This window comes from Catellatospora paridis (assembly GCF_009720365.1).
GTDB classification, from domain to species: Bacteria; Actinomycetota; Actinomycetes; order Mycobacteriales; family Micromonosporaceae; genus Catellatospora; species Catellatospora paridis.
Genome location: NZ_ML769320.1, coordinates 234,547 through 260,565 on the forward strand (window position 1 = coordinate 234,547; position 26,019 = coordinate 260,565).

The 26,019-nt window shown below is 72.2% G+C and carries 27 protein-coding genes and 1 pseudogene; 17 read left to right on the plus strand and 11 right to left on the minus strand.

Features of this window, described 5'->3' with window-relative positions; all coding sequences use genetic code 11:
• Window positions 1-94: 94 nt before the first annotated feature.
• Complete coding sequence (locus F9C41_RS23560) at window positions 95-367, plus strand: DUF2087 domain-containing protein (RefSeq protein ID WP_155388989.1); 273 nt, start codon at window positions 95-97, stop codon at window positions 365-367.
• Here the strand turns inward: F9C41_RS23560 and rsgA are convergent.
• Window positions 352-1,386: a ribosome small subunit-dependent GTPase A gene (gene rsgA, locus F9C41_RS23565; RefSeq protein WP_155388990.1), complete on the minus strand. Its 1,035-nt coding sequence runs from the start codon at window positions 1,384-1,386 to the stop codon at window positions 352-354. The two genes, F9C41_RS23560 and rsgA, sit on opposite strands and share 16 nt — an antisense overlap.
• A 10-nt stretch (window positions 1,387-1,396) precedes the next feature.
• Window positions 1,397-2,683: a 3-phosphoshikimate 1-carboxyvinyltransferase gene (gene aroA, locus F9C41_RS23570; RefSeq protein ID WP_155388991.1), complete on the minus strand. Its 1,287-nt coding sequence runs from the start codon at window positions 2,681-2,683 to the stop codon at window positions 1,397-1,399.
• 176 nt (window positions 2,684-2,859) lie between these two features.
• Between aroA and F9C41_RS23575 the strand changes: the two genes are divergently transcribed.
• From F9C41_RS23575 to rsrA, 5 genes and pseudogenes are all read left to right on the plus strand, one after another.
• Window positions 2,860-3,546, plus strand: a complete 687-nt coding sequence (locus F9C41_RS23575) for an SOS response-associated peptidase (RefSeq protein WP_155388992.1) — start codon at window positions 2,860-2,862, stop codon at window positions 3,544-3,546.
• A 178-nt stretch (window positions 3,547-3,724) separates the two neighbouring features.
• A pseudogene (locus F9C41_RS23580) lies at window positions 3,725-4,072 on the plus strand (WhiB family transcriptional regulator); the annotation flags it as partial.
• A gap of 199 nt (window positions 4,073-4,271) precedes the next feature.
• A complete protein-coding gene (locus F9C41_RS23585; protein WP_407924729.1) occupies window positions 4,272-4,937 on the plus strand; it encodes an alpha/beta hydrolase family protein in 666 nt (221 codons plus the stop codon).
• 104 nt (window positions 4,938-5,041) lie between these two features.
• A complete protein-coding gene (locus F9C41_RS23590) occupies window positions 5,042-5,878 on the plus strand; it encodes a sigma-70 family RNA polymerase sigma factor (RefSeq protein ID WP_155388993.1) in 837 nt (278 codons plus the stop codon).
• On the plus strand, window positions 5,875-6,153 hold the full coding sequence (gene rsrA / locus F9C41_RS23595; RefSeq protein WP_155388994.1) for a mycothiol system anti-sigma-R factor: 279 nt from the start codon (window positions 5,875-5,877) through the stop codon (window positions 6,151-6,153). Before F9C41_RS23590 ends, rsrA begins: the two co-directional genes overlap by 4 nt.
• Window positions 6,154-6,206: 53 nt before the next feature.
• Here rsrA and F9C41_RS23600 read toward each other — a convergent pair whose 3' ends face one another.
• The 3 genes from F9C41_RS23600 to F9C41_RS42205 are packed head-to-tail and all read right to left on the minus strand — an operon-like array spanning window position 6,207 to window position 9,229.
• A complete protein-coding gene (locus F9C41_RS23600) occupies window positions 6,207-8,054 on the minus strand; it encodes a vWA domain-containing protein (protein ID WP_407924730.1) in 1,848 nt (615 codons plus the stop codon).
• Window positions 8,051-9,112 (minus strand): ATP-binding protein, encoded by a 1,062-nt coding sequence (locus F9C41_RS23605; RefSeq protein ID WP_155388995.1) that lies wholly within the window; start codon window positions 9,110-9,112, stop codon window positions 8,051-8,053. The genes F9C41_RS23600 and F9C41_RS23605 overlap by 4 nt, the downstream gene beginning before the upstream one ends.
• A gap of 42 nt (window positions 9,113-9,154) precedes the next feature.
• The gene (locus tag F9C41_RS42205; RefSeq protein ID WP_120321693.1) at window positions 9,155-9,229 is read right to left on the minus strand and encodes a 50S ribosomal protein bL37; all 75 of its coding nucleotides are present in this window, start codon (window positions 9,227-9,229) and stop codon (window positions 9,155-9,157) included.
• A gap of 129 nt (window positions 9,230-9,358) precedes the next feature.
• Between F9C41_RS42205 and F9C41_RS23615 the strand changes: the two genes are divergently transcribed.
• On the plus strand, window positions 9,359-9,574 hold the full coding sequence (locus tag F9C41_RS23615) for a biotin/lipoyl-binding carrier protein (protein ID WP_120318199.1): 216 nt from the start codon (window positions 9,359-9,361) through the stop codon (window positions 9,572-9,574).
• A 14-nt stretch (window positions 9,575-9,588) separates the two neighbouring features.
• Window positions 9,589-10,089 carry a GNAT family N-acetyltransferase gene (locus F9C41_RS23620; protein ID WP_155388996.1) on the plus strand — a complete coding sequence of 167 codons (501 nt, stop codon included), beginning with the start codon at window positions 9,589-9,591 and terminating at the stop codon, window positions 10,087-10,089.
• Here F9C41_RS23620 and F9C41_RS23625 read toward each other — a convergent pair.
• The gene (locus tag F9C41_RS23625) at window positions 10,086-10,664 is read right to left on the minus strand and encodes a TetR/AcrR family transcriptional regulator (RefSeq protein ID WP_155388997.1); all 579 of its coding nucleotides are present in this window, start codon (window positions 10,662-10,664) and stop codon (window positions 10,086-10,088) included. The two genes, F9C41_RS23620 and F9C41_RS23625, sit on opposite strands and share 4 nt — an antisense overlap.
• Before the next feature lie 218 nt (window positions 10,665-10,882).
• Here F9C41_RS23625 and F9C41_RS23630 point away from each other — a divergent pair, with 218 nt between their 5' ends.
• Window positions 10,883-12,397 (plus strand): MDR family MFS transporter, encoded by a 1,515-nt coding sequence (locus tag F9C41_RS23630; protein ID WP_155389044.1) that lies wholly within the window; start codon window positions 10,883-10,885, stop codon window positions 12,395-12,397.
• Between the two features lie 91 nt (window positions 12,398-12,488).
• Here the strand turns inward: F9C41_RS23630 and F9C41_RS23635 are convergent, their stop codons facing one another.
• Window positions 12,489-14,321: a tetratricopeptide repeat protein gene (locus F9C41_RS23635; protein WP_155388998.1), complete on the minus strand. Its 1,833-nt coding sequence runs from the start codon at window positions 14,319-14,321 to the stop codon at window positions 12,489-12,491.
• A gap of 249 nt (window positions 14,322-14,570) precedes the next feature.
• On the opposite strand from F9C41_RS23635, the gene F9C41_RS23640 reads away from it, so the two are divergent.
• The 5 genes from F9C41_RS23640 to F9C41_RS23660 all read left to right on the plus strand — a co-directional run bounded on the left by F9C41_RS23640 (window position 14,571) and on the right by F9C41_RS23660 (window position 20,956).
• Window positions 14,571-15,605 carry an SIS domain-containing protein gene (locus F9C41_RS23640; protein WP_155389045.1) on the plus strand — a complete coding sequence of 345 codons (1,035 nt, stop codon included), beginning with the start codon at window positions 14,571-14,573 and terminating at the stop codon, window positions 15,603-15,605.
• Between the two features lie 24 nt (window positions 15,606-15,629).
• Window positions 15,630-17,156, plus strand: a complete 1,527-nt coding sequence (locus tag F9C41_RS23645) for a sensor histidine kinase (RefSeq protein ID WP_155388999.1) — start codon at window positions 15,630-15,632, stop codon at window positions 17,154-17,156.
• A gap of 341 nt (window positions 17,157-17,497) precedes the next feature.
• Window positions 17,498-19,201 carry a nitrite/sulfite reductase gene (locus F9C41_RS23650; RefSeq protein WP_155389000.1) on the plus strand — a complete coding sequence of 568 codons (1,704 nt, stop codon included), beginning with the start codon at window positions 17,498-17,500 and terminating at the stop codon, window positions 19,199-19,201.
• A 311-nt stretch (window positions 19,202-19,512) separates the two neighbouring features.
• Window positions 19,513-20,223, plus strand: a complete 711-nt coding sequence (locus F9C41_RS23655; RefSeq protein WP_155389001.1) for a phosphoadenylyl-sulfate reductase — start codon at window positions 19,513-19,515, stop codon at window positions 20,221-20,223.
• A complete protein-coding gene (locus F9C41_RS23660) occupies window positions 20,213-20,956 on the plus strand; it encodes a sirohydrochlorin chelatase (RefSeq protein ID WP_155389002.1) in 744 nt (247 codons plus the stop codon). Before F9C41_RS23655 ends, F9C41_RS23660 begins: the two co-directional genes overlap by 11 nt.
• 154 nt (window positions 20,957-21,110) lie before the next feature.
• Here the strand turns inward: F9C41_RS23660 and F9C41_RS23665 are convergent, their stop codons facing one another.
• Window positions 21,111-21,365 (minus strand): WhiB family transcriptional regulator, encoded by a 255-nt coding sequence (locus tag F9C41_RS23665; RefSeq protein ID WP_120318209.1) that lies wholly within the window; start codon window positions 21,363-21,365, stop codon window positions 21,111-21,113.
• Between the two features lie 409 nt (window positions 21,366-21,774).
• Complete coding sequence (locus F9C41_RS23670) at window positions 21,775-22,716, minus strand: diacylglycerol/lipid kinase family protein (protein WP_155389003.1); 942 nt, start codon at window positions 22,714-22,716, stop codon at window positions 21,775-21,777.
• A gap of 91 nt (window positions 22,717-22,807) precedes the next feature.
• On the opposite strand from F9C41_RS23670, the gene F9C41_RS23675 reads away from it, so the two are divergent.
• Complete coding sequence (locus tag F9C41_RS23675; RefSeq protein WP_155389004.1) at window positions 22,808-23,212, plus strand: hypothetical protein; 405 nt, start codon at window positions 22,808-22,810, stop codon at window positions 23,210-23,212.
• 64 nt (window positions 23,213-23,276) lie between these two features.
• On the opposite strand, the gene F9C41_RS23680 is transcribed toward F9C41_RS23675, so the two are convergent.
• Both F9C41_RS23680 and sodN read right to left on the minus strand, forming a co-directional pair.
• Window positions 23,277-23,687 (minus strand): ATP-binding protein, encoded by a 411-nt coding sequence (locus tag F9C41_RS23680; protein WP_407924731.1) that lies wholly within the window; start codon window positions 23,685-23,687, stop codon window positions 23,277-23,279.
• A 119-nt stretch (window positions 23,688-23,806) separates the two neighbouring features.
• A complete protein-coding gene (sodN, locus tag F9C41_RS23685; RefSeq protein ID WP_155389005.1) occupies window positions 23,807-24,217 on the minus strand; it encodes a superoxide dismutase, Ni in 411 nt (136 codons plus the stop codon).
• Between the two features lie 46 nt (window positions 24,218-24,263).
• On the opposite strand from sodN, the gene F9C41_RS23690 reads away from it, so the two are divergent.
• Together F9C41_RS23690 and F9C41_RS23695 are read left to right on the plus strand one after the other, a co-directional pair.
• Window positions 24,264-24,623 (plus strand): S24/S26 family peptidase, encoded by a 360-nt coding sequence (locus F9C41_RS23690; RefSeq protein ID WP_269058963.1) that lies wholly within the window; start codon window positions 24,264-24,266, stop codon window positions 24,621-24,623.
• A gap of 233 nt (window positions 24,624-24,856) precedes the next feature.
• Window positions 24,857-25,981, plus strand: coding sequence for an NAD(P)-dependent malic enzyme (locus F9C41_RS23695; protein ID WP_155389047.1), 1,125 nt, complete (start codon window positions 24,857-24,859; stop codon window positions 25,979-25,981).
• Window positions 25,982-26,019 lie beyond the last annotated feature (38 nt).

A 26,019-nucleotide genomic window follows, 5' to 3' on the forward strand; every position in this document is an offset into this window, starting at 1 on the left:
GCCGGGGCGGGTAATTTCACGGTATGAGCGAGCAGCGCGAGCGAATCATGGGCGCGGTGGCTCATGAGGACGACGAGCGCAGCGAGGAGGAGTCATGACTCCGGAAAAGGTGCTCCGGACGTTCCTCGACGAGCACGGGCGGCTGACCTCGATGCCCGCGAAGGCGGGCAAGCGGCGGGTGCTGCTGGAGCACATCGTGGCGGCCTTCGAGCCGGGGGTGAAGATGCCCGAGCGCGAGGTCGACGCGGTGCTGCGGGCCTTCTACGAGACCGACTGGGTGTCGCTGCGCCGCTACCTGATCGACACCGGCCTGATGGCGCGCGCCGACGGCCTCTACTGGCGCACCGGTGGTTACGTCGAGGTCTGACCCGTTTCGGTGTCGCCCGCCCGGGACGACAGCAGGCGGCGGTATGACGCCAGCCGCCGCGCGTCGGCCTTGCCCTGGGCCACCCACGCGTCCAGGGCGCACTCGCCGCCGTTGTGCTCGCAGTTCGGCGGGCAGTCGACGGTGCCCTCGACCAGGTCGGGGAAGCCGTGCAGCAGGTCGTCGGAGGAGACCAGGGCCAGGCCGAAGCTGCGTACGCCCGGGGTGTCGATGATCCACGATTCCCGCTTGTCGGGCAGCCGCAGCGCGACCGCGCTGGTCGAGGTGTGCCGCCCCTTGCCGATGGCGCTGACCACGCCGACCGCCCGGCGCGCATCCGGGATGAGCCGGTTGACCAGCGTCGACTTGCCCACGCCGGAGTGCCCGACCAGCACCGACCGCCGGCCGGACAGCCGCTCGCGCAGCTCGTCGAGGTCGCCGTCGGGGCGGGTCAGCACGTGGTCGAGGTCCAGCTCGGCGTAGTAGCTCAGCACCTGCTCCGGCCCGGCCAGGTCGGCCTTGGTCAGGCACAGCAGCGGCTCGATGTCGGCGGCGTACGCGGCGACCAGGCAACGGTCGATGAAGCCCTCGCGCGGCGGCGGATCGGCCAGCGCGCTGACGATGACGAGCTGGTCGGCGTTGGCGACGACCACCCGCTCGATGCGGCCCTCGGCGGTGGTGTCGTCGTCGTCGGCGGTGCGCCGCAGCACCGAGCGCCGCTCCTCGATCCGTACGATCCGGGCCAGGCTGCCCACGTCGCCGGTAACGTCGCCGACCAGGCCCACCTCGTCGCCCACCACGACGGACTTGCGGCCGAGCTCGCGCGCCCGCATGCAGGTGACCTCGAAGACCTTCTTGCCCTCGTGCACCACGCAGGTGTAGCGGCCCCGGTCGACGGCGACCACGAACCCGGTCACCGCGTCGTCGTGCTTGGGCCGGGTGCGGGTGCGGGGACGCGAACGCGACGACTTGGTGGCCCGCACCTTCACGTCGTCCTCGTCGTACTCCCGCTTCTTCTTCACGGCTGGCCTCTCATCGTCCGGCGACCACCGCGCTCCATAGTGCCGGGAATTCGGGCAGGGTCTTGGCGGTACACGCCACGTCGGTGAGCTGGACCCCGGGCACCCGCAGCCCGATGACGGCGGCGGCGTGCGCCATCCGGTGGTCGTCGTAGGTCTCGAAGACCGAGCCGGTCAGCGGGCCGGGCGTGATGGTCAGCCCGTCCCGGGTCTCCTCGACCCGTGCGCCGAGCGCGGTCAGCTCGCGGGCCAGCGCGGCCAGCCGGTCGGTCTCGTGGGTGCGGATGTGCCCGACGCCGCGCAGCGTCGACGGGCCGTCGGCCAGCGCGGCCAGCGCGGCGACGACCGGGGTCAGCTCGCCCACGTCGGACAGGTCGGCGTCGATGCCGCTGATGGCACCCGTGCCGGTGACGGTGAGGCCGCGCTCGGAGAGCGTGACCGTGCCACCCAGCGCGCCGAGCAGCTGCCGGACCTTGTCCACCGGCTGCACGCTGCTGCGCGGCCAGCCGGCCAGGGTGACGCTGCCGCCGGTGACCAGTGCCGCGCCGAAGAACGGGGCCGCGCCGGACAGGTCCGGCTCGATCTGCCAGGCCCGCCCGGACAGCCGGCCCGGCGCCACGTGCCAGACGTCGCGGACCGAGTCGTCGACCGCCGCGCCCGCGGCGCGCAGCATCTGCACCGTCATCCGCAGGTGCGGCGCGCTGGGCACCGGGTTGTCGCCGACGTGGCGCACGGTGATGCCCTCGTCGAAGTCGGCCGCCGCGAGCAGCAGGCCGGAGATCAGCTGGCTGGACAGCGAGGCGTCCACGGCGACCTCGCCGCCGCGCAGCCCGCCCTTGCCGTGCACGGTCAGCGGCAGGCCGTCGATGCTCGACGCGTCGATCGTCGCGCCCAGCTCGCGCAGCGCCTTGAGCAGCGGCCCGAGCGGGCGCTGGCGGGCCCGGGGGTCGCCGTCGAAGGTGATCGGGCCGTTGGCCAGCGTGGCCACCGGCGGCAGGAAGCGCATCACCGTGCCGGCCAGGCCGACGTCGACGTGGGCGGGCCCGACCGGCGGCCGGGGCCGAATCTCCCAGCGCTCGTCGTCGGAGGTGGACACGTGCGCACCCAGTGCGCGCAGCCCGGCCGCCATCAGCTCGGTGTCGCGGGCGCGCAGCGGGGCCAGCAGCGTCGACGGCCCCATGCCGAGCGCGGACAGCACGAGGGCCCGGGCGGTGATGGACTTCGAACCCGGCAGGCGCACGACAGCGTCGGTCGCATCGACCGCGGTCGGTGCGGTCCATGGCACGAGTGCTCTGCTCACACCTGCTCCTCGCTGCGCTCGTCGGCGTCGGGTCGGCCGCACCCGGTCTGCTCAGTGCGTTCGGTTACGCCTCACAGTCTGCCTGATGACCGCTGGTGAGCAATCCTCGGTGGTGCGCCGTTCCAGGCGGAACGCCGGGCCGAGCCGGCAGCGCGAGCTGGCGTAGGGTGGGCGCCATGTGTGGGCGGTACGCGACGACACGTACGGCGGCGGATCTGACCGCGCTGTTCACGGCCGAGGACGAGACCGCCGAGTCGCTGGCCCCCGACTACAACCTCGCGCCCACCGACCCGGCCCCGATCGTTCGCGTCTGCGCGACACGGGAGGCCCGGGTGCTGAGCCTGGCGCGGTGGGGCCTGGTCCCGCCGTGGGCAGACGATCCGCGCACCGGGCTGAAGCTGATCAACGCGCGGGCCGAGACGCTGGCCACCTCGCGTGTGTTCGCACCGTCGTTCGCGGGCAGGCGCTGCATCGTGCCGGCCGACGGCTGGTACGAGTGGGTGCGCACCGAGAACGGCAAGCAGGCCTACTACATGACCGACCCGGTCGCCGGGCGCGGGCTGGCCTTCGCCGGGCTGTGGACGGCGTCGAAGTTCGGTCTGAGCTGCACCATCATCACCACGGCGGCGCAGGGCGAGCTGGCCCGGGTGCACGACCGCATGCCGCTGCTGCTGGAGCCGGAGCTGTGGGAGGCGTGGCTGACCGGCCCGGCCGACGCGGAACTGCTCGCGCCGCCGGGGCCCGGGTACCTGTCCGGTCTGGAGATCCGTCCGGTGGGCGCGGCGGTCGGCAACGTACGCAATGACGGCCCTGAATTGACGAGGCGGCTCGCCGAGCCGGAAGTTCAGATCAGTCTGTTCTGATTTTGCGCTGGATCGTGACAGTTTGCGTCACCAGTTTGCGGGTAAACCCTTGCCCGTTCCTTCTACCGTGCGGTAAGACACAGCGTCGGTGGTAAGCGGCAGTGCCGCGCGTCACCGTCTGTCTGAGCCGGATCCTCCCGCCGGGGCGGGGGGACCGACCCACGGGGGAGGTGGGTGGATGACCCGCGCGCGTATTCCACGCCCGCACGAAGTCGCCGCTGCTCGCAGGGACCCGCGTTTGGTGCGGGCCGTGCGGGAGCGGCATGACAACGCCTGGCGCACCAGAGGTGCCTGCCAGGCCGTCGACCCGGAGACGTTCTTTCCGGCGCCGCTGGAGCCGGCCGACACGGCCGTCCAGCTGTGCGGAAGATGCCCGGTGTCGGGGGCCTGCCTGGCCTGGGCGCTCAGTGTCGGCGACTGCCACGGTGTCTGGGGTGGCACGACGGCACGCGAGCGGCGGGCCATGCTCGTCGCCTGGCGCACCGAGGAACAGCAGGAGGAACTGCCGTACACGGCGTACGGGCCCCAGCCGGACCTGGTGGTCTCGGCCGGTCAGCTCACGCCGCCGCAACGGGCGGCCGGGGTGACGCGGCAGCTGCCGCGGATCCCCACGCAGTCCCGTGCCGAGCTCGCCCTGTGCACGCTCGGCGAGGCGGAACGCGACACCGCGCTGCAAACCGTGCCCCTGCTGACCAGAGAGCACGCGCACGCCGCATGATCGCGGTATGCAAGGTCAGACGGTGTTCAACAAGGAAACGGTCGACACCGGGCGCGGCCCGGCAGGGGTAACCGTCACGATGCCCGGCGGTGCGGCCGGGGCAGGCGAAGTCGCCGCCCCGGTCGCGCTGCTCGTGCTCGGGCACGGGGCGGGCGGCAGCGTGGACGCGCCCGACCTGGTCGCCGTGCACGACGCGGCGGTCGCCTCCGGAGTGGCGGTGGCCCTGGTCACCCAGCCCTACCGGGTCGCCGGTCGGCGTGCGCCCGCGCCCGCGACGCACCTCGACGAGGCGTGGCGGACGGTCGTGGACGCGCTGGCCGAACGCCTGCCGGGGCTGCCGCTGATCGTCGGCGGCCGCTCCAGCGGGGCGCGGGTCGCCTGCCGCACCGCCGCCGCGGTGGGCGCGGCCGGCATCGTGGCGCTGGCGTTCCCGCTGCACCCGCCCGGCAAGCCGGCGCGCAGCCGGGCCGAGGAGCTGCTCACCGGGCTGCCCACGCTCGTCGTCAACGGCTCCGCCGATCCGTTCGGCGTGCCCGATGCCGCACCGGGGGTCGAGATCGTTGTCCTCCAGGGGGAGCGACACGACCTGCGCAAAGCGCCGGACACCGTCGGCCGGGCCGTGGTCACGTGGCTGCGCGCCCGCGGCTGGGCGGGTGGCGGCGATCGGGCGTGACGGTCGCCACTGCCCGGCGTGTCCCGCGGAATGCGACAGCCGTCGCGTGGCGTTACAGACCGCGGGTAGGCCGGAAGCCTCCGGCCCCGGCGAGAGGTGAGTCCATGGTGCGGACGGGAACGCGCTGCCTGCTGCGGTCGGGCGACGATCCGGTGCTGAAGACCGTGGAGCGGCTGCTGTCGGCTCCCGAGTGGCCGGCGGCGCTGGACGGCGACGCGGCCTCGGGCATTACCGCGGTGCCCGCCCCGCGGGTGCACCTGGCATCGGTAGAGTCAGCCTCAGCGCTGCGGTCCGCTGTCAAGGAGCCGCGGCAAGAGCGTACTCCGAGGGTGGTCTCGCGGTTGACCAGCACCGACAGCGTCGAAGAGCGTCGTTCCCGCTTCGAGCGGGACGCGATGCCCTTCCTCGACCAGCTCTACGCGGCCGCACTGCGGATGACGCGTAACCCGGCTGACGCCGAGGACCTCCTGCAGGAGACCTTCCTGAAGGCGTATGCCGCCTTCCACCAGTTCGAGGACGGCACGAACCTCAAGGCCTGGCTCTACCGCATCCTCACGAACACCTTCATCAACTCGTACCGCAAGAGGCAACGCCAGCCCATCCAGGCGCCGACGGACGAGATCACCGACTGGCAGCTGGCGGAGGCGGAGTCGCACACCTCCTCGGGGCTGCGCTCGGCCGAGACCGAAGCGCTGGACCGGCTGCCCGACAGCGACGTCAAGGACGCGCTGCAGACGTTGCCGGAGGAGTTCCGGTTGGCGGTCTACCTCGCCGACGTGGAAGGCTTCTCCTACAAGGAGATCGCGGACATCATGAACACGCCCATCGGCACCGTGATGTCCAGGCTGCACCGCGGCCGGCGCAACCTGCGCAAGCTCCTGGAGGGCTATGCGGCGGAGCGCGGGTTCTCGGGCACGACCAGCGCCCGGGAGGCGTCATGACCACGGAACACGAGGACGGCGACTGCCGCGAGGTGCTCACCGAGGTATACCTCTACCTGGACCTCGAGTGCTCCGACGACCGCCGCTCGCTGATCAAGCAGCATCTCGACGAGTGCTCGCCGTGCCTTCGCGAGTTCGGCATCGAGCAGGAGGTCAAGGCGCTGGTGAACCGGTGCTGCGGGCAGGAGCAGGCGCCCGCGGAGCTGAAGGACCGCCTCCGGGCCAAGCTGTCCGAGCTCGTGGTCGAGGTCGAGGCCAGCCGCGAACTGGGCTGATCGGCAGAATTTCATGATCGAGGCTCCGCCGTCGGCGGGGCCTCGATTCGTCTTCAGCGCAGGCGGAAGACCTCACCGCGCGGGGTGAACGGCAGCCGTGCCCGCTCGGGCATCAGGTACGCGTGCTCGCGGCGTACCCGCAGCACGTCGCAGTCGCCGTCGGTGATGATCAGGATCGGCCCGTCGGCGGGGAAGTCCTCGGCCCGTTCCAGCAGCCGGATGCCGGGCTGCAGCTCGGTGCCGCCGCGGCCGCGTACCTTCACCCGGCCCGCGATGTCCTCGACCGGCAGGTAGCCCGCGTCGTAGGCGGCCGCGTCGCAGAACACGACCCGCGCCGCGGGCACGTCGCGGGCCAGCGCGTACGACGCGATCGCGCCCAGCGCCCGGCCCATCAGCTCGGTGCTCATCGAACCCGAGGTGTCCAGCACCACGCCGAAGGTGCGCTGCCGCTCGACCAGTTCGGGCCGGGCCCGGCCGGGCCGCGGGATGTCCGGGGTCGACGCCTGGCGGCGCGAGGCGCGGGCGTACGAGCGGGTCGGCTCCAGCGGCGTGAAGTAACGGTCGAACCACTGCGCCAGCTGCACGTCCCAGGGCGGCGGCGGGTGGTCCAGCACCCGGATCTCGGCGACCAGCCCGGCGGGCAGCAGGCCGCGGCCGGTCTGCTCGTGGTGTGCCAGCCCGCCGAGCAGCGCCCGGCGGCAGAAGTCGTCGACGTCGCCCGCCCGCCGCGCCTCGCCCGCCCCGGGGATCGGCCGGTCGAGCATGTCGCCCAGCCCGCGCCCGCGCAGCGTGGCCAGCTTGCGGTAACGGCGCAGGTTGCCGGTGATCAGGTCGTACACCTCCTCGCTGGAGTGGTCCTTGAGCGCCGGGTCGTAGAGCACGTCGTCGGGCATCTCGCCGACGCCCATCTGCACCAGCCAGCCGTTGATGACGAAGTCGGTGGCGACGTTCCACAGGTACGGGTCGCGCGGGCCGACCCGCTGCCCGTGGCGCAGCGCGGCGTGCAGCATCTCGTGCGCGAGCACGAACCGGCGCTCCGGCCCGGACATGCGGTGCAGCGGGTTCACGTAGATCTCGCCCGCCTCGGCGTCGACGGCCGCGACGGAGATCTGCCAGGTGCGCGCCAGCTCGGCGTCGGCGACGATGCGGAATCCCGCGGCCAGTGCGCCGAGCAGTGGGTACGACGACACGAACCAGCGCCGCGCCTGCTCCCACGGGTGGTCGGGGGCGAGCTCGCCGTCGGCGCGCGGCCGCTGCTGCCCGGCCTCCTCGACGGCCTCGGTGGCGGCGGCGGCCAGCCCGACGGCGAACAGCTCCGACCAGGTCGGCGGCGGGGTCGCGGCGGCGGCCTGCCGCGCCCAGCGCCCGTGCTCCGGCTCCGGCGCGAAGCCCAGGTCCTGGTCGGGGGACGCGCCGCCGCCGCCCAGCGCGGCGTACTCGGTGGGCACGCCGGTGTCGCGCCACAGCGCCGCCAGCCGCTCCTCGTCGGTGCCGGGCAGCTCGGCGGGCACCATGAACGGCGGCGTGCCGATCCGCAGCTGCTGCTGGAACCGGGTCACCGCCAGGCAGGCCGCGGCCTGCGCGGCGTGGTCTGCGATCCGGCCCGGCTCCAGGTGCCCGAAGCCGAGGTGCAGCGTGCAGTGGGCGAGCACCCACATCCACTCGGCGGGATCGGCCGGGGCGTTGCGGTTGACGGTGATGAGGCCGTCGGGGCGCACCCGCGCCCAGCCACGGGCGCGGCCCAGCTCGGCGTCCTCGGCCCACGTGCTGCGCAGCACCCGGCCGTGGTGCGAGGAGTCGTCCATGGTGCGGAACATGCGCTGGGCGAAGACAGCGCGCGCGGCGGTCTGGAAGGCCTCCAGCCGCGGGTCCTTGCGCCGCTCGCTCCGGCGGCGGCTCACGTGCGGGCCGCGACCAGGCGCGGCAGGTCGCGGGTGACCTCCACCAGGAACCAGGCGGGCAGCACCGGGCGGCCCTCGGCGTCGGCGGCGACCACGAGCTGCGCGCACTCCAGCGAGATCTCGGCCAGCTCGACCAGCAGGCCCTTGGCACGCATGGCGAAGTCGCGCACGGCCCGGCTCGCGTGCTCGCGGCTGTCCGGCAGGTCCCGGACCAGCCGGGCCCGGAACGCCTCGGCGAAGAAGAACAGCAGGTCGCGGTCGGTGACGGCGCGCGGCCAGGAGGCGTCGCCGCGCACGATCGCATCCAGGCCGTAACGGTGGCGCACCGTCTTGACGTAGGCGCAGAAGCCCGACGCGTGTGCCGGGGTGAGCGTGCCGCCCGCCAGCAGGCGCAGCGTGTCCTCGACGATGTCGTCGCCGTAGGAGCGCAGCGCGTCGGACAGCATGTGCCAGGCGCGGGGGGTGGAGAACGGCTCCTCGGTCTTCGGCGGCTGCACCCACAGCTGGTCGGGCCGCTGGGTGAGGTAGTCGAGCACCCACGGGTGGATGCCCGCGCCCGCCGCCCAGCCCAGCCAGTCCACCGCCGACGCCCGCAGGTGCAGGTGCAGCAGGCGGTTGACCAGGGCGGACGCCATCGGGCGGGCGAGCGCGTTGTCGGTGGCCCGGTTGCCGGCGCCGATCACGATCGAGCCCGGGGGCAGCTCGTACTCGCCGATGCGGCGGTCGAGGATGAGCGAGTAGAACGCCTTCTGCACGTCGGGGCTGGAGGCGTTGAGCTCGTCGAGGAAGAGGCAGTACGGCTCGCTGCGGGCGATGCTCTCCGGCGGCGCGAAGCGGCTGCGGCCGTCGCGCAGCTCGGGCACGCCGATCAGGTCCTCGGCGGCGAGCTGGGTGCCGACGAGCGTGACGCAGGGCAGGCCGAGCGAGTCGGCGAAGGCGCGGACCAGGGAGCTCTTGCCGATGCCCGGCGCGCCCCAGACGAAGACAGGCCGGACCACCGCGACGTGCAGGAGCAGGTCGGGCAGCTGGGCCGGGGTGAGCGTGAGCGCGGAGTGCACGGCGGGAAATGATCCGCCCCGCCGTGCACCCCGGCAACGTGATTAGGCGTTGGGTCGCTTGCCGTGGTTGGCCTTCGAGCCCTTACGAGCCTTCTTCTTACGGGCCTTCTTACCCATGGTGAACACCCCTTCCGTCTTCGGCGGTTCGCAGCCTCAGATCCTATGCGCAGGTTGAACGGCGCTGTCCAGGCGCTCCGTGATTGGATACGGAACGTCCTGCTTGCGATCCAAGAAAGGGGCCCGGCGATGGCCGAGGAGATCAAGGCCGAGATGGTGGCCAACGTGTGGAAGGTCGTGGCGGCGGCGGGAGACGAGGTCTCCGAGGGCGACACCCTGGTCATCCTCGAATCGATGAAGATGGAGATCCCCGTCATCGCGGAAGCCGACGGCGTGGTCTCCAAGATCGCCGTGAACGAGGGTGACGTCGTCCAGGAGGGCGACCTCATCGCGGTCATCGAGTAGTAGCCTCACCGGGCATGACCGAGATCCACGTCCGTCCGGCCACGCCGGCCGACCACGACGCGATCGGTGCGCTGTCCGTCGCCGCCTACCGTGGCGACGGGCAGACCCGCGAAGACCACCCCTACGAGCCGCACCTGCGTGACGTGGCCGCCCGCGCGGCCGTCGCCGAGGTGCTGGCCGCCGTCGACGAGGTGACCGGTGCGGTGCTGGGCTCGGTCACCTTCGTGCTGCCGGGCAGCCCGCTGGCCGAGCTGGCCACCGAGGGCGAGGCGGAGTTCCGCATGCTCGCCGTGTCGCCGCAGGCGCAGGGCCGGGGCGTGGGCGAGGCGCTGGCCCGCGCCTGCCTGGACCGCGCCGCCGAGCTGGGCTGCCGCAGCGTAGTCATCTGCGTACGCGACTTCGCCGCCGGCGCCCGTCGGCTGTACGCCCGGATGGGTTTCGAGCGCGCCCCCGAGCTGGACTGGTCACCCCTGCCCGGCGTGACCCTGCTGGGCCTGCGCCACCCGGTCGCCTAACGAAGCAGGTCGTAGGCGACCTCCATGGCCGCCTCGCGCAGGTCCTCGTCGCTGATGTCGGCGTCGCGGAGCAGGAACCAGCTGGTGTTGATGGCCAGCACGGCCATGCCCGCGCGCAGTTTCGCGGTCGGCGTCGACTCGGGCTCGACCAGCAGGCCGATGAGGTCCATCATCGCCTGGCGCATCTTCGCGCCGGCCGGCGCGTTCTTGAAGGCCGGCTGGTTCTGGTGGAAGAACTGCATCACCTTCGAGTACCGGCCGGTGTAGAGCTCGTCGGCGTAGCGCCGCAGCAGCTCGCGCCGGAACTCCGGCGAGCGCGGGTCCGGCTGGCTGCGGGCCCACTCCACGATCTTGTTGAGCTTGACGAGCTGGTCGGCGCTGAAGCTGTCGACGATCTCTTCTTTGCTCTTGAAGTGGTAGTAGAGGGCGGCCTTGGTGACACCCAGGCTCTCCGCGATCTCGCGCAGCGAGGTGGCGTCGTAGCCCTGCTCGGTGAAGAGGTCGAGGGCGACGGTCTGGATGCGGGCACGGGTGTCGGGCCGGGGCTCGGCACGGCTGGCTACGGGCTCGTTCATCACTGCTCCGTGTTACGTCGACCACACTGTCATCCGGTCGCGCGAACTAACTTGACGGCCGGCAAGTAGGGAACTTACCGTACGGCTAGTAAATATTCTAGCCGGGCGGCAGGTAAGCGTACCGGTGAACGAGTGGAGCCCCCGTGACCACAGTCCAGGACCGGACGTCCTCCCCTGAAATCCCCAAGCCGAATCTCCGGGTGGTGTTGCCCGGTCTGATGCTGGCCATCCTCCTGGCGATGCTCGACAACATGATCATCGGTACGGCCATGCCCCGCATCGTCGGCGAGCTGGGCGGCCTCGACAAGCTCTCGTGGGTGGTCACGGCGTACGTGCTGGGCACCACGATCTCGACGCCGATCTGGGGCAAGCTGGGCGACCTCTACGGCCGCAAGACCATCTTCCTGGTCTCGATCGTCATCTTCCTGGTCGGCTCGGCGCTGTCCGGCGCGGCCGGCGAGATCGACCCCGCCTCGGGCATGAACCAGCTCATCGCCTTCCGTGCCCTGCAGGGCCTCGGCGCAGGCGGTCTGATGGTCGGCGCCATGGCGATCATCGGTGACCTGGTCTCCCCCCGCGAGCGCGGCAAGTACCAGGGCATGATGGCCGCGATCATGGGTGTCGCGATGATCGGCGGCCCGCTCATCGGCGGTGTCATCACCGACCACTTCGACTGGCGCTGGGCCTTCTACGTGAACCTGCCGATCGGCGGCATCGCGCTGTTCGTGCTGGCCACCACGCTGCACCTGCCGAAGTACCGCACCGAGCACCGCATCGACTGGCTGGGCGCGGCGCTGCTGAGCGTCGGCGTCACCGCGCTGGTGCTGATCACGACCTGGGGCGGCAACAAGTACGCCTGGGGCTCGAAGGAGATCATCGGCATGGCCGTCCTGGGCGTGGTCATGGTCGGCCTCTTCCTGTGGACGCAGACCCGGGTCGCCGAGCCGATCCTGCCGCTGGGCATCTTCCGCAACCGCAACTTCAGCCTGGTCTCGGTCATCGGCTTCATGGTCGGCTTCGCGATGTTCGGCGCGATCTCCTTCCTGCCGCTCTACATCCAGACCGTGCAGGGCGCCTCGGCCACCAACAGCGGCCTGCTGCTGCTGCCGATGATGCTGGGCATGATGGTCACCTCGATCGTGGCCGGCCGCACCATCACCAAGACCGGCAAGTACCGGATGTTCCCCATCCTGGGCGGCATCACGCTGGCGCTGTCGATGCTGCTGCTGACCCGCCTCGACGTCGACACCTCCATCACCGAGTCCTCGATCTACATGGTCGTGCTCGGTGTGGGCATGGGCTTCCTGATGCAGACCACCATGCTGATCGCGCAGAACAGCGTGGACCAGAAGGACCTGGGCGTCTCCAGCTCGACCGCGACGTTCGTGCGCTCCATCGGCGGTTCGTTCGGTGTCTCGATCTTCGGCGCCGTCTTCGTCAACCGGCTCAAGGACGACCTGTCCGGCGCGATGCCGGCGGGCGCGCCGGCCGGCGGCATGTCGCTCGACGTGGGCGGCCTGCAGCCGGACAAGCTGGAGCAGCTGCCCGGGCCGATCAAGGAGGCGGTGCTGCACGGCATCGCGTACGCCACTTCGGGCCTGTTCTGGTGGGCGCTGGGCTTCGCGATCCTGGTCCCGATCGCGGCCTGGTTCATCAAGGAGGTGCCGCTGCGCGGCTCCGAGTCGATGACCGACGGCGAGCCGGCTGCCCGCCCGCTGGTGGCCGTCGAATGATCCGCGCACGCGCGACGAGCTGAACCGCGCACGCGCCTGCGCGAGGCCCCGTCCCGGCTGTATCTGCAGCCGGCACGGGGCCTCGCCGTCTTCAGCCGCGGCCGAGCAGCCGGTCCAGCCAGGACCGCCGGGGGCGGGGCAGGGGCACCGCCGGGCCCGGTGCGTACGCGGTGGACGCGGGCCACTGGTCCTGGGCCAGCTCCCGGGCGAGGGTGCGCACCGCGGCGGGCATGCCGGGAGTGATGAAGGCGAGCTGGGCCACCGACGCCCCGATGGTGACCGCACGGGTGCGCCCGGCGTCGAGCAGCGCCCGCAACCTGGCCGCGACCAGTTCCGCCACGTCGGCCCGGCAGGACGGGTCCACCCAGGCGGCGGTGACCAGCGCGTAGAGGGCGGCCTCGGTGGTCCAGTCCTCGGCGCCGAAGGCGATCTCCACCAGCAGCCGCCGCCGGGTCGAGGTCGCCCACGGCTCCCCGGTGCGGTGGTGCAGCAGACCGAGGCAGGCCCACACCTGCAGCCGCCGCTCCGGCACGGTGACCTGGTCGGGGTCTGTCTCGACCGTCGCGGTCGGCGGGTGCACCAGCGCCGCGAGCAGCTCGTCGACCGGCACCCCGGACAGCCGCACCGCCATGTCGTACGCCATCGGCGGCGGCGCCCAGCCCAGCGGCAGCATGGCGGCGACCTCCCGGCCGGCGGTCGGCGTCGGCGGGTCCAGCGCGGGCGTCGGCCGGGTGCCGTCGAAGTCCCACAGCCGTATCCCCGGCCGCAGCGCCACTCGCGGGTCGGGCAGGCCGGGCTCGCTCGCCGAGACGGCCACGCCCGGCCAGGCCCGCCGCAGCAGGGCGAGCGCGCTGGGCGACTCCATCGAGGACAGTCCCAGCTCGCCCGGGCGCGTCCGCTGCTCGTCGGTGGTCCGGCGCAGCGCGTTGACGCACGCCTCGACGGCCGCCGGCACGTAGCCCAGCCAGGGCAGCCCGTCGCAGCAGTGCTGCAGGTCGTGGTGCTCGTGGCTGGCGTCTGTGGTGGCCCGCATGAAGTCGGCCAGCGCGACCAGGTGGTCCGGGTCGCCGTCGGACTGGAAGCGCAGCCGGTGCGCGGTGTGCACGGCGCAGTCGTACGACGGGTCCTTGACCAGGGCCTGCTCGATCAGCTCCAGCGCCTCCGCGGTGTGGCCGAGCTCGGTGAGCCACAGCGCGAGATCCGAGGTGACCGACAGGTCGTCGGGGTCGTGCCGCTGCGCCGCGCGCATCGCCCGCACCGCGGCGGCCAGCTGGCCGTCGGCGCGCAGCGCGTTGCCCCACCACATCTCGGTCAGCTTGGTCGACTCCAGCTCCACCCCGCGCTGTGCCCAGCGCAGCGCCAGCGGCACCTCGCGCAGCCGCCGCGCCACCCCGGAGGCCGCCCCGTGCAGCAGCGCGTCCTGCGGGTATGCGGCCAGCGCCCGCTCGGCCAGGGCCAGGTACGGCCGGGTGGCGGCGGCGATGGGCACGGGAGCCGGATCGGGCAGCGCGCCCAGCACCGCGAGCAGCACCCGCACCAGGCGGTCGGCGGGGACGAGCCGCGGGTCCAGGGCCTGCACCCAGCTGACGTCGGCCCACGGCCGGCCAGGGTTGTGCACGGTCGCCTGCGCCAGCAGGCTGAGCGCGTCGGCGTACCCGCCGTGCCGGGCCAGCACGTGCGCGAACGCGACGACCCGGCCCACCGGCGCGCGCTCGCCGGGGCGGAACAGGGCCAGGCCGCCGTCGTCGGAGCGCGCCGCCAGCTTCGCCAGCAGCTCGTGCGCCTCGGGCAGGCCGGGTTCGTGGGCCAGCGCCACGGACAGGTGGCTCACCGCATGGTCCAGGTCGTGCTCGTCGAGCGCGAGGCCGGCCAGGGCGAGCTCGCCCAGCGCCTCCTGATGCGGGTCGTTGACGCCGTCGGCCACGTGATCTCCTCGGTCCGCGGAACACGTGGGGGTCCCCCAGGCGCTACCGCCTGAGCGGCGGCGCCGATACGGGCCGTGTTCCCGGACAGGCTAGAGCCGGTCGGGCAAGCTGTGTGCCCCTGCTCATTAGTGCGCACTGTGTTGCCGCAGCGGGCATGAACGTGCAAGACTGCGCACCGAACGCGCGATTTCGCGCAGCACTCCAGGGCGAAGTGGTAGGAGAAAGAGATGGCCCAGCGTGGCACCGGAATGGCAGCCGACATCGCCGAGCAGCCGGAGGTTTACGCGACGCTGCTGGAGCCCGCGCACGCCGGCGCCATCGCGCAGGTGGCGAAGGTGATCGCGGAGCGCCGCCCGCAGCACGTCGTGTTCACCGCGCGCGGCACCTCCGACCACGCCGCCCTCTACGCGGCCTACCTCACCGAGATCCGCCTCGGCCTGCCCGCCGGGCTGGCCTCGCCGAGCGCGATCACCGTCTTCGGCGCCCGCCCCGACCTGTCGCACGCCCTGGTCATCGGCGTCTCGCAGAGCGGCGGCTCGCCCGACCTGGCCGAGGTGCTGCGGGTCGCCCGGGAGTCCGGCGCGCTCACCCTCGCGGTGACCAACAACCCCGAGTCGGTGCTGGCGCAGACCGCGGAACTGTCCGTGGACGTCGCCGCCGGGCACGAACGCGCGGTCGCGGCCACCAAGACGTACACCGCCGAGCTGATGGCGCTGCTGATGCTGATCGAGGGCGTACGCGCCGGCGACGGCGTGCTGCCCGCGGACGAGCGGGCCGCCCTCGCCAAGCTGCCCGAGCTGGCCACCCGCACGCTGGCCGACACCACCGCGTCCGAGCTGGCCGCGCGCTACCGGTTCGCGGCGCGCATGGTCACCACCGGCCGCGGCTACGCCTACCCGTCGGCCCGCGAGGCCGCGCTCAAGCTGATGGAGACCTCGTACCTGCCCGCGCTCGCGTTCTCCGGGGCGGACCTGCTGCACGGGCCGCTCGCGATGACCGACCCGGACGTGCCGGTGCTGGCCATGGTGGGTGCCGGGCTCGGCGGGCAGGCCATGCGCGAGGTGCTGGCGCGCCTCGATGAGCGCCGCGCCGACGTCGTCGCGGTCGGCCCCGAGGCGGTGCCCGGCGCGAAGGCGCTGCTGAACGTGCCCTCAGTGGACGAGCGCTACGCCCCGCTGCTGGAGATCCTGCCGCTGCAGCAGCTCGCGCTGTCGCTGGCACTGGCCCGCGGCGAGGACCCCGACGCCCCCCGCGGCCTGAAGAAGGTCACCGCCACGCTGTAGCACGCGTCGTGAGAGGCTGACAGCGTGTCAACGCTGCGTGAACTCGTCGAGGAGCACACCTCGCTCGGTCCGGTCGACATCGATCACCTGCACCGGCTCGCCGGCGACTGGCAGATGATCTCCGATCTCTCCTTCGCCGACCTGCTGCTGTGGGTGCCGGTCGAGGGCGATCCGAGCGCCGGCCTGTCCTTCCTCTGCGTCGCGCAGGTGCGGCCGACCACCGCGCCGACGGCATACCAGGACGACCAGGTGGGGCGCATCTCCAGCGGCGCGGAGGTGGCCCATCTGGGCGTCGCGCGCGAGCAGGGCCGCATCTGGCGCGAGGGCGACCCCGTCTGGTACGGCGACACCCCCGCCCGGCACGAGGCCATCCCGGTCCGGCTGCGCGGCGAGGACGGCGAGGCCGGCCCGGTGATCGCGGTGGTGGGCCGGGACACCAACCTGTCCACCGCGCGCACGCCCAGCCAGCTGGAGCTGAACTACCTGACCACGGCCGACGACCTCGCCCAGATGATCGCCGACGGCACCTTCCCGTCGGTACGCCACCCGGGCGAGACCACGTCCGCGCCGCGGGTCGGCGACGGTCTGATCCGGCTGGACGGCAGCGGCAAGGTCACCTACGCCTCGCCCAACGCGCAGTCCGCCATCCGGCGGCTCGGCTTCTCCGCGCACCTGGTGGGCGAGGACCTCGCCGCGCTGTTCAACCGGCTGGCCGAGGACCCGCTGGAGGGCTCGGAGGCCAGCAACCGCATCCTGGGCGCGCTGCGCGGGGACGCGCCGCCGCGCAAGGAGATCGAGGCGCGCACCGCCACCGTGCTCAGCCGGGCGCTGCCGCTGATGCCCGCGGGCGTGCCGATCGGCGCGCTGGTGCTGGTCCGCGACATCACCGAGGTCAAGCGCCGGGACCGCGCGCTGATCACCAAGGACGCGACCATCCGCGAGATCCACCACCGGGTGAAGAACAACCTGCAGACCGTGGCGGCCCTGCTGCGCCTGCAGGCCCGCCGGGTCAACCACCCGGAGGCGCGGGCCGCGCTGGAGGAGTCGGTGCGCCGGGTCGCCTCCATTGCGCTGGTGCACGAGACGCTGGCCATGTCCGCCGACGAGGCGGTCGAGTTCGACGGCATCGTGGACCGGGTCGCCAACGCGGCCGCCGAGGTCGCCTCGCCGGAGTCCCCGGTGCGCACCCGCCGCGAGGGCACCTTCGGGGTGCTGCCCGCGGAGATCGCCACGCCGCTGGTCATGGTGCTCAACGAGCTTCTGCTCAACGCCGTCGAGCACGGCTTCGAGTCGCTGGAGGGCAAGGTCGCCGACGGGGCCGAGGTGGTCGTGCACGTCAACCGAGCCAAGCGGGAGCTGCACGTGACCGTCGCCGACAACGGCCGGGGCCTGCCCGAGGACTTCGACCCCACCACGAACAAGCGGCTCGGCCTGCAGATCATCCGCACCCTGACCACCGGTGAGCTGCGCGGCACCATCGAACTGCGCAACCGGGACGGCGGCGGCACGGAGGCCCTGCTGTTCGTGCCGCTGGCGAAACGCGACAGGTAGTCCCGTTTTAACAAAGAGCGATCTGCGTCACCCTCCGGTCAGAATGTGGGACGTTGCGCGAACGGTGATTGGCACGGGACTGTCCGCCGTGAGAAAGTGACTGCATGACCGCCGCTGCGAACCGCCGCCTGATGGGGCCCGGGCTCACCGCCCGCCGCCACATCGATTTCGGCCGCGTGCGCAGCGCCATCTGTCCGGCTGGCTGACTGCGCCCGTCCGTTTTTTCGAAACCCGGGCGCGCATACGCGCCGGGAGCATTCATTCTTTTGAATCCCAACCGCTGACCGCGGTGCTGGCGCATAGGCGCGTCCTCGCTCACTGGACTACAGGAGGACGCTGCGATGGCAGCATCGGCGGCAAGTACGCCAGCCACCACCCCGGGCCGGGCCGCGCGCAAACCGCGCGGTGAGGGTCAGTGGGCGCTCGGGCACCGCGAGCCCCTCAACCCGAACGAGCGCACGAAGAAGGACGACAACGGCCTGAACGTGCGCGCCCGGATCGAGAACATCTACGCCCACCGCGGCTTCGACTCGATCGACCCCGCCGACCTGCGCGGCCGGATGCGCTGGTGGGGCCTCTACACCCAGCGCAAGCCCGGGATCGACGGCGGCCGCACCGCGGTGCTGGAGCCGCACGAGCTCGACGACGAGTACTTCATGCTCCGCATCCGCATCGACGGGGGCCAGCTCGACCTGGCCCAGTTGCGTGCGATCGCGAACGTGTCGGCCAAGTACGGCCGGGACACCGCCGACATCACCGACCGGCAGAACATCCAGCTGCACTGGGTGCGGGTCGAGGACGTGCCGGCGATCTGGCGCGAGATCGAGGCGGTCGGCCTGTCCACCACGGAGGCCTGCGGCGACACCCCGCGCGTGGTGCTCGGCAGCCCGGTCGCCGGGATCAGCGAGCACGAGGTCCTCGACGCGACCCCGGCCATCGACGAGATCGTCGAGAAGTACATCGGCGACCCGGCGCTGTCCAATCTGCCGCGCAAGTTCAAGTCCGTGGTGTCCTGGCTGGCCGACGTGCCTTACGAGGCCAACGACATCTCCTTCCTCGGGGTGGTGCACCCGGAGCACGGGCCCGGCTTCGACCTGTGGGTCGGCGGCGGCCTGTCCACCAACCCGATGCTGGCCCAGCGCCTGGGCGCGTGGGTGCCGCTGGGCGAGGTGGCCGAGGTGTACGCCGCCGTCGCGCGCCTGTTCCGCGACTACGGCTACCGCCGCCTGCGCGCTCGGGCGCGAATCAAGTTCCTGGTCGCGGACTGGGGCGTGGCGAAGTTCCGGCAGATCCTGGAGGACGAGTTCCTCGGCCGCAAGCTGGTCGACGGCCCGTCGCCGGAGCTGCCCGAGCACCCCATCGACCACATCGGCGTGCACCGCCAGCGCGACGGGAAGTTCTACGTGGGCGCGGCGGCGGTCGCGGGCCGGGTCAGCGGCACGGTGCTGGCGCAGGTCGCCGACATCGCCGAGGCCCACGGGTCGGGCCGGGTGCGGCTCACGCCGTACCAGAAGCTGCTGGTGCTCGACGTGGCCGAGGACAAGGTGGAGTCGCTGATCGCGGCGCTGGACGGGATCGGGCTGCAGGCCCGGCCGTCGTCGTGGCGGCGCGACACGATGGCCTGCACCGGCATCGAGTACTGCAAGCTCGCCATCGTCGAGACCAAGGCGACCGCGGCGCGCACCATCGAGCACCTGGAGCGCACGATCGGCCGGATCGACGGCTCGATCTCGATCAACGTCAACGGCTGCCCGAACGCGTGCGCGCGGACCCAGGTCGCCGACATCGGGCTCAAGGGCCAGCTGGTCCCCGGCCCGGACGGCGAGATGGTCGAGGGCTTCCAGGTGCACCTGGGCGGCGGCCTGAGCATGGCGCAGGGCCAGAACCCGAACTTCGGCCGCAAGCTGCGCGGCCTCAAGACCACCGCCGCGGAGCTGCCGGAGTACGCCGAGCGCCTCGCCCGCCGCTACCTGGACGGCCGCAAGGACGCGTCCGAGCCGTTCGCGGAATGGGTGCTCCGCGTCGACGAGGACGAGCTCCGATGAGCGAGCGGAGCGGGCGCGTGGGCGTCGTTCGGCTCATCACGACGCCGGAGGCGGCGCGATGAGCGAGCGGAGCGAGCGCGTAGGTGCCGTTCGGCTCATCACGACGCCGGAGGCGGCGCGATGAGCGAGGGTGCGCAACGTGCGGTGCCGTACTACTGCCCGTTCTGCGGCGAGGAGGCCTTCCTCCGGCCGCACGCGGGTCCCGAGAACGAGGACGGAGAGCCCGCCAGCACACACGGGCAGTGGGAGTGCCGAGCATGTCGCAGGGTTTTCGCGCTGAAGATGATCGGACTGCTGGGGAGGGTGACGCAATGACCGTCGACGTGCGGCGTTCCACCGACGAGCTGATGGCACTGGCCAGCCGTGCCGGAGCCGAGCTGGAGGGCGCGCCGGCCGAGGAGATCATCGGCTGGGCCGCCGAGACGTTCGGGCCCCGCTTCTGCGTCACCAGCTCCATGGCCGACGCGGTGCTGGCCCACGTGGCCGCGCGGGTGGTGCCCGGCGTGGAGGTCGTCTTCCTCGACACCGGCCTGCACTTCCCGGAGACGCTGCGGGTGCGTGACCAGGTCGCCCGCACCATCCCGGTGACCGTGGTGACGGTGCGCCCCGAGATCAGCGTCGCGGAGCAGGACGAGCGCTTCGGCCCGCGGCTCTACTCCCGTGACCCGGACTCGTGCTGCTACCTGCGCAAGGTGAAGCCGCTGGAGGACGCGCTGTCCGGGTACGACGCGTGGGCCGCCGGCCTGCGCCGCGACGAGTCGCCGACCCGCGCCAACACTCCCGTGGTCCACTTCGAGCAGGCCCGCGGCAAGGTGAAGGTCAACCCGCTGGCCAACTGGACCCAGCCCGAGGTGGACCAGTACATCGCCCGCTACGACATCCCGGTCAACCAGCTGCTGAACCAGGGCTACGGGTCGGTCGGCTGCTGGCCGTGCACCCGGCGCATCCAGCCCGGCGAGGACGCCCGCGCCGGCCGCTGGGCCATGTTCGACAAGACCGAGTGCGGTCTGCATGCGGCCTGATCCGGCGGCCGCCGGCACCGCGGCAGCGCCCGTGGTGCTGGTGGCGCACGGCTCCCGCGACCCGCGGGCGCAGGCGGCGACCCGGGCCCTGGCCCGCGCGGTCGCCGCCGCCCGCCCCGGCCTGGACGTGCGGGTGGCGTTCCTGGAACTGGCCGACCCGCGCCCGGCCGACGTGCTGGGCACGCTGCGGGCGGCGGGGGAGCCCGCACCCGTGGTGGTCCCGCTGCTGCTGACCCGGGCCTACCACGGTCGGGTGGACCTGCCGGCCCAGGTCGCCGGGTTCGACTGCGTCATCGCCGACACCCTGGGCGAGGTGTCCGAGCCGCTGCTGGCGGGTCTGATCCGCCGGCTGCACGAGTCGGTGGCCGGCTACGACGCGGTGGTGCTCGCCGCGGCCGGCACCAGCGTGGCGTCGGGCCGGGCCATGGTCGACGAGGTCGCCGGGGCGCTCGCGCTGCGGCTGGGCGTGCCGTGTGGCACGGCGTACGCCAGCGCGGCCGCACCCACCGGCGGCGAGGCCGTCGCGGCGCTGCGGGCCCGCGGGGCACGCCGGGTGGCGGTGGCGTCGTACTTCCTCGCGCCCGGCCGGCTCTACGAAGCCGTGGTCGCAGACGCCCGTGCCGCGGGCGCGATCGGGGCGGCCGCCCCGCTGGGGGCGTCGAGGGAGCTCGTTCGGCTCGTGCTGCATCGCGTGGACGCCGTCGCGCCGCAGCGCGCCCTGCTGGCCGTCTGAGCGGGTTTCCGCAGGTCTTCACGGGGCGTATGCCTCAGCTCACAGACCGTTCAGAGCGCTCTGCGCGTCGGGTTCCGGACAACGTAAAAGCCCCGGAGCAGCGGCGCTCGGGGCTTTCTACGTTTTCGGTGAGGCGTTGCGGTTTCGCGGGTGCTCAGAGCGAGTGTGCGCGGACCCGAAGGCCGCCGCGGCGCTTGACGGCGCGCCGCTCCTCTTCGCTCATCCCACCCCAGACACCCGCGTCCTGCCCGGTCTCCAGCGCCCACTTGAGGCACTCGGTGGAGACGGGGCACCGCCCGCACACCTTCTTGGCCTGCTCGACCTGAAGCAGTGCGGGGCCAGACGTCCCGATCGGGAAGAACAGCTCCGGGTCTTCGTCGCGGCAGACCGAATGGTGGCGCCAGTCCATGGCGGAAACACTCCTTGTGATGGCAGTGGAAATTGCTAACGCTTGGTTTGGTACGTTCGGGCTTCTCTGTATGCGAACGCGCGTGAAGCGATTTGGATGCGATCCACTTGGTTACGGACCGCTACCGAAATCAGCAGCGCGTGTAGGAGCAACAGGTTCAGCGCTCGGTACGCTTGTGAATGCTTTCACGAACTCCCGCGATGTCAAGGGGGGTGCCGGAAATTAGGACAGACGGGTGAGCAAGCTCACGACCGTTTTGTCCGGATCACCGGGCGTTACCCTGACCCCCGCCAACCGACAGTCAGTGATCAATGTAGTACGGGGCGTAATAGGCCGCCAGTATTTCCAGCGTGTGTCACGTGTGCCCATTGACACAGATCTGCGTCGCGCTGCCTTTCGACAGCGACTCTTAGCAGATTACGCGCAGTGCCCCGGGCACAGCGGTGAATTTCACCTTTTCGCGTTCACCTAGGTAGTCCCCGTCTAGTTGGAACGCCTGCGGGGTGGCGCAACGGACGACGAACTCCGCCAGATCGTGGCGCACCATGATCTTCTTTCCGGTGACATCGCCCCGTTCGTCGGGGTCGTCCGGCTGGTGGGCCAACATCTGCGTGACCGTATGGAGGGTGCTCGGCAGGTGGAGGGCTTGCAGCGCAAGCACATCGAGCCCGCTGTCGAACGACGCGCGGGGGCTGGCGTGGATCGGCCGGTCCCCGAGATAGGTCCAGGGCGCGGTGTTCTGCACGATCACGTTCGCCAGGCCCTCGGCGGGTTCCGTGCCGTCCTCCTCCAGGGTGATGCCCGGCGCGCGCCGGCCCTCGACGAAGTACTGCCCGAGGGTGGAGCGCAGGTAGAGGCCGGGGGTGGACCGGCGGCCCTTGCGCCGCGCCTGCTCCACCCGGCGCACCACCGCGGCGTCGAGGCCCAGGCCGGCGCAGAAGGTGAAGTAGCGGTCGTCGGCCAGGCCCAGGCTGACCCGGCGGCTGGTGCCGCGGCGGAGCGCCTTGAGGATCACCGAGGTGGCGTCGACCGCGTACCGGGGCAGGCCCACGGCGCGCACGAAGACGTTGGTCGAGCCGCCGGGCACCACGGCCAGGGCCGGGGTGTCCGCGCCTCGCTGCGCCGCCATCAGGCCGTTGACGACCTCGTTGACGGTCCCGTCGCCGCCCAGCGCGACGACCACGTCGACGCCGCCCGTGGCCGCGTCGCGGGCGAGGTCGAAGCCGTGCCCGCGGCGGCGGGTGAAGCCGACGGTCAGCTCCATCTCACTGCGCAGGGCACCGGCCAGCACGTCCCGGGTTCGGGCGGACGTGGTGGTCGCCTTGGGGTTGACGACGAGCAGACCTCGCATGACCGGGAATGTACCGGGTGCGGTGACCTCGCGTTACGGCACCCGCACGCGGCGAGACGGTGGCCACCGGCGATTCGCTAGGGTGTCATTCATGTCCGCCGCCGAAACGACCGCCGCCCGTCCGCCCGCCACCCTGTACGGCGCGGTGGCGCTGATGGGGCTGCAGACGCTGGCGGTCACCGTGCTGGGCGCGATGCTGATCTACGCCGACCTCACCGCGGACGCGGCCGACCTCCGGCTGGCGCTCGGGGTGACGGTGTTCGCGCTGGTCATCGCGGGCAGCCTGGGCGGCCTCGCCCGCGCGCTGAGCCGCCGCCGGCCCGGCGCCCGCGGGCCGTCGCTCGCGCTGGAGCTGATGCTCTGCGCCCCGGCCTACTTCATGATCAACGGTGGCATGCCCCAGCTCGGCTGGACCGTCCTGCTCGGCGCGCTGGCCGTGATGGCCCTGATCCTTGCCCCCGCCACCACCCGCTGGCTCGGCTGGAACCCCCGCTGACCGACTCCTGGTCGGGGCCTCGCCGGTCCCTGCCGGCCCGGCCCGGCGCGGGATTCGGGGCGGGTCAGGCGGTGGGGAGTTCGGTGACCAGGCGGATGGTGGCGCGGCCGTCGGTCTGCTCGGCGTCGACGCGTGAGGTCAGGCCGCTGAGGACCTTCCAGGCGAACGCGGAGTTGTCCGGGAGTTTCCGCTTGCCGTTGACCGGTGCGGAGATCGCCACCGTCAGCTCGGTGTCGCCGATCTCGAAGCGGCAGTGCAACTGCCCGCCGGGCGGGGCGATGACCAGCAGCATCGCGCAGGCTTCGTCCACGGCGATGCGCAGGTCCTCGATCTTGTCGCCGGCGAAGCGCAGCCGGGCGGCCAGCCCCGCGGTCGCCGTGCGCAGCACACCCAGCCAGCCGCCGTCGGCAGGCACGGTGACAGCGACGACGTTGTCGGTAAGCGCCGTCGCCGCCGGTTGCAGAATCTGACTCACCTGGCCCAACCCCCCGCGCGGAGCCTAGCTCATAGCCGGGCGGTTGTGCGCGCTCGTCGTCCGGTGATGCCGGGTGGCCGTCCGGGCCACCCGGCATACGTCGGCGCTGACGTCCAGGCTCAGGCCTGCTTGGTCTCCCAGAAGATCTTGGAGATCTCCTCGATCTTGCCCAGCAGCTGCTCGGCCACCGCCGGGTCGGCCTGACCCTTGGTGCCGCCGGCGCCGGCCAGCTTGGTGGCCTCGTTGAACAGCTGGTGCAGGTTCGGGTACTTCTCGAAGTGCGGAGCCTTGAAGTAGTCGGTCCACAGCACCCACAGGTGGTGCTTGACCAGCTCGGCCCGCTGCTCCTTGATGACCAGCGCCCGGGTGCGGAACTCCGGGTCGGTGTTGGCCTGGTACTTCTCGCAGATGGCCTTGATCGACTCGGCCTCGATCCGGGCCTGGGCCGGGTCGTAGACGCCACACGGCAGGTCGCAGTGAGCACTGACCACCGTGCGCGGCTTCAGGCTGCGTCCTTTCAAGAACTGCATCGGGATCCTCCATGAGGTACGTGGTCTGAACGGGACAATGATCCCCTTGCGACCCTACTCCGCCGAGGAGGCTCTGTTGCGCTGGCCGCTGTTTCCCGTACTCGTGCACGGCCCGTCCATGGCGCCGACCCTGCGCCACGGCGACATGCTGCTGGTGCGCCGCGGCGGCCGGCCGGTGCGGTCGGGCGACGTGGTCGTCGCGCGCTTCCGGTCCCGACCCGACCTGCTGGTGGTCAAGCGGGTCCGGCGGGCACAGGACGGCGGTTGGTGGCTGATCGGGGACAACGGCCTGATCGCCGACGACTCCCGGGCGTACGGCGTGGCCGACGTGCTCGGCCGCGTGGTGTGCCGGTACTGGCCGCGCCCGGGTCGGCTGGGCCGCCGCGCCGTGGTGGCCGACGAGTGACCGAACATGAACCGGACACGGTCCCCACCAGGTGTGAAATGCTCCACGACCGGCGGCCCCGATCGTTGATCAAGTGTGGACCCGGGTCTAGACTCCTGACCTCGGGAGAACCCCGTGACCTCGCCGCGCCGTGTCAACGCTGACCCGTCGTTGAACCGACCGGCTCGTGTGCGTTGTCATCGTGGGAGTCCAAAGTGGATCATCCAGCTTTCGAGCGGCATCGGGGCGGCAAGATGGCCGTCGTCAGTACGGTGCCCCTGAATACCCGAGAAGACCTCTCCCTCGCCTACACACCCGGCGTCGCGCTGGTGTGCGAGGCGATCGCGGAGAACCCGGCCCTGATGGACGACTACACCTGGGTCGGGCACACCGTCGCGGTGGTGACCGACGGCTCGGCCGTGCTCGGCCTGGGCAACATCGGCCCGCGTGCCGCGATGCCGGTGATGGAGGGCAAGGCCGTCCTGTTCAAGCAGTTCGGCGGCGTGGACGCGGTGCCGGTGTGCCTGGACACCCAGGACACCGACGAGATCGTGTCGATCGTCAAGGCGCTCGCGCCCAGCTTCGGCGGGATCAACCTGGAGGACATCGCCGCGCCGCGCTGCTTCGAGATCGAGCGGCGGCTGGTCGAGGCGCTGGACATCCCGGTGTTCCACGACGACCAGCACGGCACGGCCGTGGTCGTGTTCGCGGCCCTGCGCAACGCGGCGACACTGCTCGACCGCAAGCTGTGCGACCTGCGCGTGGTGGTCTCCGGGGCCGGTGCGGCCGGGGTCGCGGTCACGAAGATGCTGATCGCGGGCGGGGTCGAGGCGTCCGCGGTGATCGTGTGCGACTCGCGCGGCGCGATCCACGCCGGGCGGGCCGACCTGGTGCCCGGTTCGGCGAAGGCCGAGCTGGCCGAGCGCACCAACGCGGGCGGCGTCAGCGGCGGCATCGAGGCGGCGCTGGACGGCGCGGACGTGCTCATCGGCGTCTCGGGCGGGCAGATCCCCGAGCGGGCGGTGGCCGGGATGGCCCCCGGCGCGATGATCTTCGCGCTGGCCAACCCGACGCCCGAGGTGCACCCGGACGTGGCCGGGCGGTACGCGGCGGTGGTGGCCACCGGGCGCAGCGACTTCCCGAACCAGATCAACAACGTGCTGGCCTTCCCGGGCATCTTCCGCGGCGCGCTCGATGCCCGCGCGACCCGGATCACCGAGGGCATGAAACTGGCCGCCGCGACCGCCATCGCCGACGTGGTCGCCGGGGAACTCTCCGCCGACGCCATCGTGCCCAGCGCGCTCGACCCGCGGGTCGCTCCCGCGGTGGCCGCCGCCGTGGCCGACGCCGCGCGCCGCGAGGGCGTGGTACGCGCCTGAACGGACCCTCAGGGTGGTCCGGCACGGGGGAGGGTCGG